Origin of the sequence: Zoogloea sp., from assembly GCF_041908905.1 — a bacterium.
Taxonomy (GTDB): domain Bacteria; phylum Pseudomonadota; class Gammaproteobacteria; order Burkholderiales; family Rhodocyclaceae; genus Zoogloea.
Genome location: NZ_JAYREK010000007.1, coordinates 38,105 through 49,888, shown reverse-complemented (window position 1 = coordinate 49,888; position 11,784 = coordinate 38,105). Strand labels below are relative to the sequence as shown.

Genomic DNA, 11,784 nt, shown 5'->3' with positions numbered 1-11,784 from the left:
CAGTCCGGTCAGGCCGGGCTCAGGCGCCCGCCTGGTTCGGGAAGAACAGGGTGATCACCACCGCGTGCTCCTCTTCGGCCTTGGCGCGGACGGCGGCGATCCGCGCCGGGTCGATCTCGAGCATCAAGGCGCTCATCGGATCCAGCAGGGCCATCGCCGCCTCGTCGGGCTGCTCGGCGTCCCGGGTGGCGACGATCTGATTGGCGAGGTGGAGCAGGGCGGCCTCCATCACGTGGGGGCCGGCCAGGGCGGGCAGCAGCTGCGCGCCGATGGCGTTGGCGAATCCGCCCGGCAGACGCCACGCCGCCGCCAGCGCGGCCCCGACCTCGGCAAAATTGCAGCCGACGATCTCGGCCTCGGCCTGGTGGACGGGCACCCGGTCGCGGGCCGCAGCCTCCAGGGCCGCCGCACTCGGCTCGGGCGCCACCTGGAACATCACCAGATGGCCGATGTCGGCCAGCAGCCCTTCGACGAACATCCGCTCCGGGTCGCCCATGCCGAGCTGACGGGCCGCCGCCCGCGCGGCCAGGCCGCGCAACACCGAGTCGCTCCAGAAGCGCCCCATGTGCATCCGCGCCGGGCGGATGCCGCTGAAGGCCGCCACCACCAGGGTGCTCAGCACGAGGTCGTGGACCTGCTGCATGCCCATCAGGTTGACCGCCCGGGAGACCGTCTCCACCTTGCCCGGAAAACCATACAGCACGCTGTTGACCACCCGCAGCACGCGAGCCGTGATGGCCGTGTCACTGGAGACGGCTTCGGCCAGTTCGAACATGGAGCTGTCGGGATCGTCGAGCAGATCCCGGATGCGGTGATAGACGGCGGGCAGGCTGGCGAGTTTTTCAACGCAGGCGACGAGCTCTTGGGGTGTGGACATGATGGCTATAATCAGCGGGTGACAAGGTCATTTACGGCAGGCGTGCAGACTGCTTTAGGGCGGGCCGGCACCCGGCCGGGTGGCGTGACATAAATCCTTTTCACCCGCAAGTGCACTGCCCATTTCGGCAATCGGACACGACCGCCGGACGATAGCGGAGGAGTCCGCCCGCCGGCCTTGCTATGCTCCGCGGCGACGTTTCCGTTGCGGCCTGCCTGCCGGAATCGGAGAACTTGGAGAGAAGGGTCCTTGATGAAACTACTGAGCTGGAACATCCAGTGGGGACGGGGCGCTGACGGGGAAACCACGCTGCAGCGCACAGTTTCCGCCATTCGTACGCTGGGCGATTTCGACGTGATCTGCCTGCAGGAAGTGGCCGTCGGCTTCGCCGGCCTGCAGGGCGGCCAGGCTGTCGACGGCGTGGCCGTGCTGGCCGCGGCCTTTCCGGGCTACAGCGCCCATTTTGCCGAGGGCGTCGACATGCCCGACGGCCGGGGAGGGCGGAGCCTGTTCGGCAACCTCACCCTGTCGCGCCTGCCGGTGGGGCAGGTTTTCAGGCACAGCCTGCCGCGGCCACCCGAAGAAGGGGTGCCGAGCATGCCGCGGGTGTGCCTGGAGGTGATCGTCGATGGGGATGCAGGCCCGCTGCGGGTCATGAACACCCACCTGGAATACTACTCGCGCATCCAGCGCATGACCCAGATCGCCGCGCTGCACGGCCTGCAGTGCGACGCCGTGCGCCTCGCCGCGATGCAGCCGGCTGCGGGCAAGAGCGCCGATCGCGACTCACCCTTCGCCGTGCTGCCGCGGCCGGCCTCGGCGGTGATTTGCGGTGACTTCAATTGCGAACCGGGCAGCCCGGAGTACTACCGCATGACGGCGCCGATCAGCGCCGACGTGTCGGGCTGGGAAGACGCCTGGCGGGCCTGCTACGGCGAGATCCCGCACCTCAACACGGTGGGGCTCAACGGCGCCGAGTGGCCGGATCGGGCCTACTGCTGCGATTTCTTCTTCGTGAGCGCCGACCTGGTGGACCGGATCGAGGCGGTCACGGTGGATCAGAACACCGCGGCGTCGGACCACCAGCCGATCATCCTGACCCTCGCCTGAGGGCCGGCGGGGCGCTCCGCGGCGCCGGCAGGGAAGGCGCCCGGGCAGGCGCCTCCACAGGCTGCCTCAACCCTGCATCAGAGCTGTTCCAGATCGCCCTGGTAGCGCAGGGCGTGGCGCACATAGTTGTCGGCGCTGGCCTTCAGGCGGCTGATCTCATGGTCGGTCAGCTCGCGGATGATGCGGCCGGGCGAACCGCACACCAGCGAGCGGTCGGGGATCACCTTGCCCTCGGGAATCAGCGAATTGGCGCCGATCAGGCAGTTCTTGCCGATCACCGCGCGGTTGAGCACCACCGCGTTGATGCCGATCAGCGAGCCTTCGCCCACCGTGCAGCCGTGCAGCATGGCCTTGTGGCCGATGGTCACGTCGCGGCCGATGTCGAGGGGCACGCCGTCGTCGGTGTGCAGCACCGCGGCGTCCTGGACGTTGGTGTTGTCGCCGATGGTGATCGGGTCGTTGTCGCCCCGCAGGATGGCCCCGAACCACACATTGACGTTGCGTCCGAGGTGCACATCGCCAATGATGGTGGCGTTGTCGGCAACCCAGACGCCCTCCTGAAGTTGGGGGCTGAGCTCTCCGAGGCGGTAGATCGGCATCTTTTTATCCTGTTTTTGGTTGAATTTCGCCCGTGCCGCCGAATGGCCGGACGAAGAGCGCGCCATAATATCAGGGTAACGATCGAGCGCAAGGAAAAAGCGCCCTTTTTCCCCTTTCCGCAAGGGAACCAAAGGCTTAGCGGGCGGAAAGAAGGCTTTCGCAGGGTCGCGCCGCCCACCCGGACATCACAAGGAGACACACCCGTGAGCAACGATTTCGTGCTTTTCGAGCAGCGTGACGCCATCGTCACGCTCACCCTCAACGCCCCCGAGGCCCGCAACGCCCTCACCAGCCAGGCCCAGTGGGACGCCGTGGTGGCCGCCTGCGAGCGGGTGCAGGCCGACCCGGCGGTGAAGGTGGTGATCGTCACCGGTGCCGGCAGCGCCTTCTGCGCCGGCGGCAACGTCAAGGATTTCCGCGACAAGCGCGGGCTTGCCGCCGGCAGCGGGATGGAGATCCGCGACAACTACCGGCGCGGCATCCAGCGCATCCCGCTGGCCTTCCACCGCCTCGACGTGCCGACCATCGCCGCCGTCAATGGCCCGGCGATCGGCGCCGGCTGCGACCTCGCCTGCATGGCCGACATCCGCATCGCCTCCGAGAAGGCCAGCTTCGCCGAGAGCTTCGTGAAGCTGGGGCTGATCCCCGGCGACGGCGGCGCGTGGCTGCTGCAGCGGGTGGTCAGCTACGCCCGCGCCGCCGAGATGAGCTTCACCGGCGAGACCGTCGATGCCCAGGCGGCGCTGGCGATGGGGCTGGTGTCGCGGGTGGTGCCCCACGAGACGCTGCTCGCCGAGGCCACCGCCCTGGCCGAGCGCATCGCCGCCAACCCGGGCCAGGCCCTGCGCATGACCAAGCGCCTGATGCGCGAGGCCCAGACCAGCCGCCTCGACGCCATCCTCGAGCTCTCCGCCGCCTACCAGGCCCTGACCCACGGCTCGGCGGAACACGAGGGCGCGGTGGCGGCCTTCCTCGAGCGCCGCAAGGGCTGAGCCATGGCCGGCCAGCTCGACCAACTCACCCGCCTCGTGACGGCCTTTCGCGATGCGCGGGACTGGGCCCAGTTCCATTCGCTGCGCAGCCTGATCGTCTCCCTCAACCTCGAGGCCGGGGAGCTGCTGGAGCTCACCCAGTGGAAGCGTGACGACGAGATCGAGGCACTGCCGGCCGACCTCCACGGCCGCGAGGCGCTGGAGGACGAATGCGCCGACGTGCTGCTCTACCTGCTGCTGATCGCCGAGCGGGCCGGCATCGACCTCGACGCCGCGGCCCGGGCCAAGCTGGCCAAGAACGAGGCCAAGTACCCGGTCGACGCTTTCCGCGGCTCCAGCCGCAAATACAACGCCGCCAGCTGACGGCCACCCCCGGCCGCCCACGCAAAACCGGCGGCCGGGCGGGCGAGGTGTTAGCATCGCGCCCCTGATCTTTCGTTTCCGCGCCCACGCGCCAACGCCATGCTGAGTTATCGCCACGCCTTCCACGCCGGCAACCACGCCGACGTGCTCAAGCACTTCGTGCTCGTCCAGTTGCTCGAATACTTCAACCAGAAGGACAAGCCCTACTGGTACATCGACACCCATGCCGGGGCAGGCTGCTACGCGCTGGACGAGGCCTTCGCCCGCAAGAACGCCGAGTTCGAGGAGGGCGTGGCGCGCCTGCTCGGGCGCAAGGACGTGCCCGCCGAGGTGAAGAGCTACCTGAAGGTGGTGCGCGACCTCAACAACAACAGCGGCAAGCTGCGCCTCTACCCGGGCTCGCCGTGCTGCGCCGCGCCGCTGCTGCGCGCCGATGACCGGATGCGCCTGTTCGAGCTCCATCCGGCCGACCGCCAGCTCCTGCAGAAGACCTTCGAGCCCTACGGCAGCAAGGCCATCGTGCTGGAGCAGGACGGCTTCACCGGCATCAACGCCTTCCTGCCGCCGCCCACCCGCCGCGCGCTGGTGCTGATCGACCCGCCCTACGAGGTGAAGACCGACTACCGCACCGTGCTGGCCATGCTCAAGGAGAGCCTGCGCCGCTTCCCGACCGGCACCTACATGGTGTGGTACCCGAAGCTGCACAGCATGCATTCCCGCGAGCTGCCCGAAAAGCTCAAGCGCCTGCCGATCACCAGCTGGCTGCATGTCAGCATGGACGTACACACGCCGTCGGAAGACGGCTTCGGAATGCACGGCAGCGGGCTCTTCATCATCAACCCGCCGTGGACGCTGCCGGCCACCCTGAAGAAGGTGATGCCCTGGCTGGTCGAGGTGCTGGGCCAGGACGAGGGGGCGTCGTTCAAGCTGGAGTTCGAGATCGCCTGAGCGCGCCAGGGCGCCGTGAACGTGCGAGGGGCCTGCTGGATGCAGGCCCCTCGTGTTTTACGGGTCGCGGCGCGTGCCGCGCCGGCTTACAGCAGGTTCATCTTCTTGGCGGCTTCGGTGAGCTGGCCGCGGAAGTCCGGATGGGCGATGCCGATCAGGGCCTGGGTGCGCTGCTTGGCGCTCTTGCCGCGCAGCTGGGCCACGCCGTACTCGGTCACCACGTAGTTGATGTCGTTCTTGCTGGTGGACACGTGGGTGCCGGGGGTAAGCGTGGGGACGATGCGCGAGATCGTATTGTCCTTGGCGGTGGACGGCAGCACGATGAAGGCCTTGCCGCCCTTGGAGCGGTTGGCCGCCCGCACGAAGTCGGACTGGCCGCCGGTGCCGGAGTAGGGCACCGGGCCCAGGCTCTCGGAGCCGCACTGGCCCAGGAAGTCGATCTCGAGGGTGGCGTTGATGCACATCAGGTTGTCGTTCTGACCGGCGATGTACGGGTCGTTGGTGAAGTCGACCGGATGCATCTCGACCATCGGGTTGCGGTGCAGGAACTTGTAGAGCTTCTTGGAGCCCAGCGCGAAGGTGGCCACCATCTTGCCCGGCATGAAGTTCTTGCGGCGGTTGGTGACGGCGCCGGCCTCGAGCAGGGTGAGGATGCCGTCGCCGACCATCTCGGTGTGGATGCCCAGGTCGTGCTTGTGAGTGAGCTGCATCACCACCGCGTCGGGGATGCCGCCGTAGCCGATCTGAAGGGTGGAGCCGTCGTCGATCATGTCGGCCACGTACTTGCCGATGGCCTCCTGCACGGGCCCGATGGTGGGCAGGCCGACCTCGAGCACCGGCTCGTCGTTTTCGACCAGCGCGGTCACCTGGGAGATGTGGATGTGGCAGTTGCCGAAGGCGAACGGCACGTTGGGGTTCACCTCGACGATGACGGCCCGCGCCTTGCGGATCGCGGCCATCGTGTAGTCGGGGGCGAGGCCCAGCGAGAAGTAGCCGTGCTCGTCCATCGGCGAGACCTGGGTGAACACCACCTCGGCGGGCATCAGGCCGCGGTCGATGAGCTGCGGCATCTCGGAGAAATAGCTGGGGTAGAAGTCACCCACGCCCTCCTTGAAGCCCGGGCGCGTGGCGCCGCTGAAGAAGTAGGCGACGTGGCGCACGTTCTCGGCGGTGGCCGGGTCGAGATAGCCGAACTTGCGCACTGCCAGGATCTGCGAGACCTTGACGTCGCGGAAGTCGCGGCGGTGTTCGGACAGGGCGTTGAGCAGCGCCGGCGGCTCGGCAACGGCGGTCGGCACGACGATGGTGTCGCCGTTATGGACGTTGCGGATCGCTTCGGCGGGGGTGACGCGCTTGGCTGCGTACTGGGCGTGAACTGACATCTGTTTTTTTCCCTCGTGGCTGTCTTATATAAATATCAAACCATACTTCCACTGTATGGTGAGTACTGAATTGTATCGTTTCGGCAAGCCCTGTCGTCTGGTCTGGGTCAAGGAAAGCGGCCCCGGAACCTGCGCCTGTCACGGGCTCGCGGAGCGGTCGCGGCCGAGGCAGGTGCGGTGGCGCGCGTCGACCCGCTCGGCGAACCAGGCGGTGGTGAGCTTGCGCTGGATCTTGGGGCTCTTCAGGTCGATCCGGGGCAGCGCTTCGCGGGGCAGGCGCCCACCGGCCTGGGCATCGGCGGCGGCAAAGACGCGGCTGTAGAGGGGCGTCTGGGCGAAGGCGGCGGTTTTCTCGAGGCGCAGGTCACGGCTGATCTCGGCACGGCCGAGGCCCAGCCGGCCAGCGATCGCCAGCAGCGCGCCGAGGGTCTCGCTGGGCTCGTCGGCGGGCTGGCCGTCCCGGTAGCGCAGCAGGTCGCCGTCGAGGGTCAGGGCGCGCCCGCCGAGCCGCGCCACCGCGGCCTGGAAGGCCACGTTGCGGCTGCTGTAGCGGCCGGCGTTGAAGTCGGCGAAGCGGTACAGGGGCTGGCTGTAGGGCGCCGGGTAGTCGAGCAGGATCGCAATGCCGAAGTACAGGCCGCCGCGCCGGGTGAACACCTCGTTGCGGATGCTGCCGCGGCGGGCATAGGGGTAGGGCTTCTCGCGCACCTGCTCCTCGGCGAAGGCCACGCTGACCTGCATCGGGCCGCCGGTGCGCACCGGGTTGTAGCCGCCGAGCAGCGCCTTGCCGTTGGGGAACTCGGAGATCATCTCGTCGAAGAGCTCGCTCATCTGACGCTCGGTGCGCAGGGCGTCGATGCGCGCCTTGTAGCTGCGCCCGTCGGGGGAGGTCTTGAGCATCGCCGTATCGACCAGCAGGCGCGGCAGGTGCAGGCGCTCGCGGCGGGCCTCGATCTCCTTCCAGACGATCTGCGACAGGCCGGGCACCGGCGGGTCGGCCTGGAAGGTGGACTCCTGCTCGATCACCGCCACCGCCGCGCAGATGTTGTCGGCAGTGGGCGGAATCTTGAGGGCGGCGAAGGCGGAGAAGATGTCGGCCGCCCAGCCGTCCCGGTCACGGACCTGGGAAGGCAGGAAGCGCGCCACCAGCGCCCGGCCATCGCGCTCGGAGAGATAGGGCACCACCAAGGGAGGCACCACGGCCGGCTTTGGCGCCGGAGCCGGCGCCACGACCACCGGCGGTCGCGCCGGCGACGCAGGCGGCGGGGGCAGGCCCGGTGCGGGCAGCGCGGGCTGTTGCCGCGGCGGGATCTGCGTCGGCGGCTGGTCGGGCAGGCTCGGCGAGCGGCGCGACTCCACCGGGCCGGGGCTCGCGCAGGCGGTCAGCAGCCCGGCCAGGACGGTGGCCAGGGCCCAACCCGCCCGAGGCTGACGCGGCGGGGTCAAGATTTGCCGGCGTCCTGCTCGGCCTTGGCCAGGCGGCTCAGGCTGCGGGTGTAGAAGGCCGCATAGGCCAAGCCGACGAAGGCCATCAGGCCGGTCGCCAGCAGCGCGCCCTGGACGGGCTGGCCGGCAAACACGTTGACGACGAAGGAGTAGCCGAGGACGAAGGCAGCGGCAAGGCCGCCGATGATGCGGATCAGCGCAAAGGTCTTGAGTTGCTTTGGAGTCGGGCTGGCCATTGGATCGGGAGCGTGCGAGCGGGGAGGGTTGGACGTGAAAAGGGCGATGCGGGTGAATCGAGCGGCGATTCTCCCACATCGCCCGGCGGGCGTGAGCGTCAGCGGATCAGAGGATGCTGCGGCCCAGCCAGTAGCCCCCGGCGGCGATCAGGGCCGAACAGGGGATGGTGAGGATCCAGGCCCACACGATGCTGCCGGCGACGCCCCAGCGGACGGCCGCGGTGCGCCGCACCGACCCCACGCCGACGATGGCGCCGGTGATGGTGTGGGTGGTGGACACCGGGATGCCGAGGGAGGTGGCCAGGAACAGGGTGATCGCACCGCCGGTTTCAGCACAGAAGCCCCCCACCGGCTTCAGCTTGGTGATGCGCTGGCCCATGGTCTTGACGATGCGCCAGCCGCCGAACAGCGTGCCGAGGCCGATCGCCATGTAGCACAGCACCACGACCCAGGTGGGGACGGGATCACCGGCGGCGGTGACGCCGGCCGCGAGGAGCAGCATCCAGATGATGCCCACCGTCTTCTGGGCGTCGTTGCCGCCGTGGCCGAGGCTGTAGAGGGCCGCCGAGACCAGCTGGAGGCGGCGGAACCACTTGTCGACGCGCCGCTGGGCCTTGTCCCGGCAGATCCAGCTCACGAGGACCAGGATCAGCGAGCCCAGCACGTAGCCGAACAGCGGCGAGATCACGATGAAGGCGACGGTCTTCATGATGCCGGCGCCGATCAGCGGGTCGGTGCCGGCCTTGGCGATCGCCGCGCCGACGATGCCGCCGATCAGCGCATGGGAGGAGCTCGACGGGATGCCGTAGTACCAGGTGACCACGTTCCAGGCGATGGCCCCCAGCAGCGCCCCGAAGACGAGGTAGTGGTCGACCACCGTGGGGTCGATGATGCCCTTGCCGACGGTGCTGGCCACCTTGAGCTGGAAGACGAAGAGCGCGACGAAGTTGAAGAAGGCCGCCCAGGCCACCGCCTGGTGAGGTTTGAGAACCCCGGTGGAGACGACGGTGGCGATGGCGTTGGCGGCGTCGTGGAAGCCGTTCATGAAGTCGAACAGCAGGGCCACGACGACCAGTCCGGCGATGACCCAGAACCCGATCTGTAGGTGTTCCATGGCGATGCTCAGGCGTTTTCCAGAACGATGCCTTCGACGATCTTGGCGACGTCCTCGCAGCGGTCCGTGATGGACTCGAGCTGCTCGTAGATGGCCTTGAGCTTCATGACCTGGAGCGCATCCCGCTCGTCGCGGAACAGCCGCGACATGGCGCCGCGCATGATGCGGTCGGCGTCGGTCTCGAGCTGGTCGATCTCCTGGCAGGTTTGCAGGATGGCGCTGGCGTTGTCCATGTTGGACAGCAGCCCGACGACGATCTTGACCCGGTTGCAGCAGGACAGGCTCACGTTGGCGAGCTGGGTGGCTTCGGGGGTGATGCGCTGGATGTGGTAGAGGGTGATGCACTCGGCGACGTCCTGGACCGTGTCGAGGATGTCGTCCATGGCGTTGATGAGGCTGTGGATCTCGTCGCGGTCGAGGGGGGTGATGAAGCTCTTGTGAGCCTGGGCGACGGTCTCGTGGGTGATCTTGTCGGCGGCCTGCTCGATGGTCTCGATGGCGGCGATGTGCTGCTCGGCCACGGAGAGGTCTTCCATCAGGGCAACCAGCTGATGGGCCCCGAGCACGATCTGCTCGGCGTGGTCGTTGAAGAGATCAAAAAAACGGCCCTCTTGGGGCAACAGGCGTCCAAACATGGCGTTGAAAGTTACACAGTGATGTATGTAACGTTACATTTTACCAGAGCGCCTCCCACCTGTGACTTGTCGCACATCCCGGCGGCACACCGGCCGCCCTCGCCGCAGACGCCCCACGGCGCCGGACCGGGGCGCCGGACGACTCCAGTAAAAAGGCCACCGACGACCGCCGCCAGCCAGGGCTGCAGCGGATCGTCGGTGGCCTTGGGGCCGGTGCGATGTGCTCAGGGCTTGGGCTTGCGCGCCTTGAAGCCGCCGGCGGGCTTGTCGAAGCCGCCCTCCTTGCGGAAGGGCTTCTTGGGCGGAGCGGCACGGCCGCCCGGACGGCTGCCGCGCTCACGGCTGGCCTCCTCGGGGCTGGCGAGACGGATGTTCAGCGGCTGCTGGCGCACCCGGGCCCGGCGCAGGATCTGGAGGGTGTCGGCGGCCAGGTCGGCGGGCAGCTCGACGGTGCTGTAGTCCTCGAAGAGGTTGATCTGGCCGATGAAGCGGCTCTCGATGCCGGCCTCGTTGGCGATCGCACCGACGATGTCCTTGGGGCTGGCCATGTGCTCGCGGCCCACGTCGATGCGGTAGCGCGCCAGGCGGCCTTCGGCGTAGTCGCGGCGGCGCTCGAGGATCTCGGCGCGGTTTTCGCGGGGCTCGCGGGCCGGACGCTCGGGCTTGCCGGCGGCGAGCTGGGCGATGTCGGGCTTGCCGGTGTCGGGCATCTGCAGCGGCCGGTCTTTCTGGGCCAGGTAGGCGAGCGCCGCGGCGACCTCGTGGACGTCCACGTCGAAGCGCTCCTCGATGCCGGCGACCACGTCGAGGAAGAAGCTCAGGTCCTGGGACTCGATGACCTCGGAGACCTGCTGCCGGAAGGCGGCGACCCGCTTGTCGGCGACGGCCTCGCGGCTGGGCAGCTTGAGGAGTTCGATGGGCTGCTTGGTGGCGCGCTCGATCTGGCGCAGCAGGTGGTTCTCGCGCGGGGCGACAAAGAGGATCGCGTTGCCGCTGCGGCCGGCCCGGCCGGTGCGGCCGATGCGGTGCACGTAGGCTTCGGTGTCGTAGGGGATGTCGTAGTTGATGACGTGGCTGACGCGGGGCACGTCGATGCCGCGGGCGGCCACGTCGGTGGCGACGACGATGTCGAGGGTTTCGTTCTTGAGCTGCTCGATGACCCGCTCGCGGAGCTGCTGGGTCATGTCGCCGTTGAGGCAGGCGGCGGCGTAGCCGCGGGCCTCGAGCTTCTCGGCGAGCTCGACGGTGGCGGTCTTGGTGCGCACGAAGACGATGGCCGCGTCGAAGTCGTCCTCGACCTCGAGGATGCGGGTGAGGGCGTCGAGCTTGTGGGGACCGGCGATCTGCAGGAAACGCTGACGAATGGTGGAGACTGTGGCCGTGGCGGCCTTGATCTTGACCTCTTTCGGGTCGCGCAGATAGCGGTGGGCGACCCGGCGGATGGCGTCGGGCATGGTCGCCGAGAACAGCGCGGTCTGACGGGCGGTGGGCGTGTGTTCGAGGATCCACTCGACGTCGTCGATGAAGCCCATGCGCAGCATCTCGTCGGCCTCGTCGAGGACCAGCGTGGCAAGGCCGTCGAGGTTGAGGCTCTTGCGCTCGAGGTGGTCCATGACCCGGCCGGGGGTGCCGACCACCACATGGGCGCCGCGCTGCAGCTGGCGCAGCTGGACGACCATGCTCTGGCCGCCGTAGATGGGCAGCACGTGAAAGCCGGGCATCTTGCTGGCGTAGCGCTGGAAGGCTTCGGCCACCTGGATGGCGAGCTCGCGGGTGGGGGTGAGGACGAGCACCTGCGGGTTGCGCTGGTTGATGTCGACCTGGTCGAGGGCGGGCAGGGCGAAGGCGGCGGTCTTGCCGGTGCCGGTCTGGGCCTCGCCCAGGATGTCGTGGCCGGCAAGGAGGTGCGGGATGCAGGCGGCCTGGATGGGCGACGGGGTTTCGTAGCCGATCTCGGCCAGGGCGGCAAGGATGGGCGCCTGGAGATCGAGCTGGTCGAAGCGTTCGATGGTAGCGGTCATGGGAGCGGGACGCGGGCCGGGTGAAGGGTGAAGCGGTCTTGGGCCCGGAGGAAGAAGCGG

At 68.4% G+C, this 11,784-nt stretch carries 12 protein-coding genes; 4 read left to right on the top strand and 8 right to left on the bottom strand.

Annotated features, from left to right (window positions below):
- Positions 1-19: 19 nt before the first annotated feature.
- Positions 20-877: an HDOD domain-containing protein gene (locus tag ACE3OU_RS06355; protein WP_374240704.1), complete on the bottom strand. Its 858-nt coding sequence runs from the start codon at positions 875-877 to the stop codon at positions 20-22.
- 252 nt (positions 878-1,129) lie between these two features.
- Here ACE3OU_RS06355 and ACE3OU_RS06350 point away from each other — a divergent pair, with 252 nt between their 5' ends.
- Positions 1,130-1,987, top strand: coding sequence for an endonuclease/exonuclease/phosphatase family protein (locus tag ACE3OU_RS06350; protein ID WP_374240703.1), 858 nt, complete (start codon positions 1,130-1,132; stop codon positions 1,985-1,987).
- Positions 1,988-2,064: 77 nt separating this feature from the next.
- On the opposite strand, the gene ACE3OU_RS06345 is transcribed toward ACE3OU_RS06350, so the two are convergent.
- The gene (locus tag ACE3OU_RS06345) at positions 2,065-2,586 is read right to left on the bottom strand and encodes a gamma carbonic anhydrase family protein (RefSeq protein ID WP_374240702.1); all 522 of its coding nucleotides are present in this window, start codon (positions 2,584-2,586) and stop codon (positions 2,065-2,067) included.
- A gap of 204 nt (positions 2,587-2,790) precedes the next feature.
- Here ACE3OU_RS06345 and ACE3OU_RS06340 point away from each other — a divergent pair, with 204 nt between their 5' ends.
- The 3 genes from ACE3OU_RS06340 to ACE3OU_RS06330 all read left to right on the top strand — a co-directional run bounded on the left by ACE3OU_RS06340 (position 2,791) and on the right by ACE3OU_RS06330 (position 4,890).
- A complete protein-coding gene (locus tag ACE3OU_RS06340) occupies positions 2,791-3,579 on the top strand; it encodes a crotonase/enoyl-CoA hydratase family protein (protein WP_374240701.1) in 789 nt (262 codons plus the stop codon).
- Between the two features lie 3 nt (positions 3,580-3,582).
- A complete protein-coding gene (locus tag ACE3OU_RS06335) occupies positions 3,583-3,942 on the top strand; it encodes a nucleotide pyrophosphohydrolase (protein WP_374240700.1) in 360 nt (119 codons plus the stop codon).
- A gap of 99 nt (positions 3,943-4,041) precedes the next feature.
- Positions 4,042-4,890, top strand: coding sequence for a 23S rRNA (adenine(2030)-N(6))-methyltransferase RlmJ (locus ACE3OU_RS06330; RefSeq protein ID WP_374240699.1), 849 nt, complete (start codon positions 4,042-4,044; stop codon positions 4,888-4,890).
- A gap of 86 nt (positions 4,891-4,976) precedes the next feature.
- On the opposite strand, the gene ACE3OU_RS06325 is transcribed toward ACE3OU_RS06330, so the two are convergent.
- The 6 genes from ACE3OU_RS06325 to ACE3OU_RS06300 form a co-directional block, all read right to left on the bottom strand.
- Entirely contained in the window at positions 4,977-6,272 is a 1,296-nt protein-coding gene (locus ACE3OU_RS06325) for an acetyl-CoA hydrolase/transferase family protein (protein WP_374240698.1), read from the bottom strand.
- Positions 6,273-6,410: 138 nt separating this feature from the next.
- Positions 6,411-7,718, bottom strand: coding sequence for a DUF1615 domain-containing protein (locus tag ACE3OU_RS06320; protein ID WP_374240697.1), 1,308 nt, complete (start codon positions 7,716-7,718; stop codon positions 6,411-6,413).
- Positions 7,715-7,954 (bottom strand): hypothetical protein, encoded by a 240-nt coding sequence (locus ACE3OU_RS06315; RefSeq protein WP_374240696.1) that lies wholly within the window; start codon positions 7,952-7,954, stop codon positions 7,715-7,717. Before ACE3OU_RS06315 ends, ACE3OU_RS06320 begins: the two co-directional genes overlap by 4 nt.
- A 106-nt stretch (positions 7,955-8,060) precedes the next feature.
- The gene (locus ACE3OU_RS06310) at positions 8,061-9,068 is read right to left on the bottom strand and encodes an anion permease (RefSeq protein ID WP_374240695.1); all 1,008 of its coding nucleotides are present in this window, start codon (positions 9,066-9,068) and stop codon (positions 8,061-8,063) included.
- An 8-nt stretch (positions 9,069-9,076) separates the two neighbouring features.
- On the bottom strand, positions 9,077-9,688 hold the full coding sequence (locus ACE3OU_RS06305; RefSeq protein ID WP_374240694.1) for a DUF47 domain-containing protein: 612 nt from the start codon (positions 9,686-9,688) through the stop codon (positions 9,077-9,079).
- Positions 9,689-9,927: 239 nt separating this feature from the next.
- A complete protein-coding gene (locus ACE3OU_RS06300) occupies positions 9,928-11,724 on the bottom strand; it encodes a DEAD/DEAH box helicase (RefSeq protein WP_374240693.1) in 1,797 nt (598 codons plus the stop codon).
- Positions 11,725-11,784: the final 60 nt, after the last annotated feature.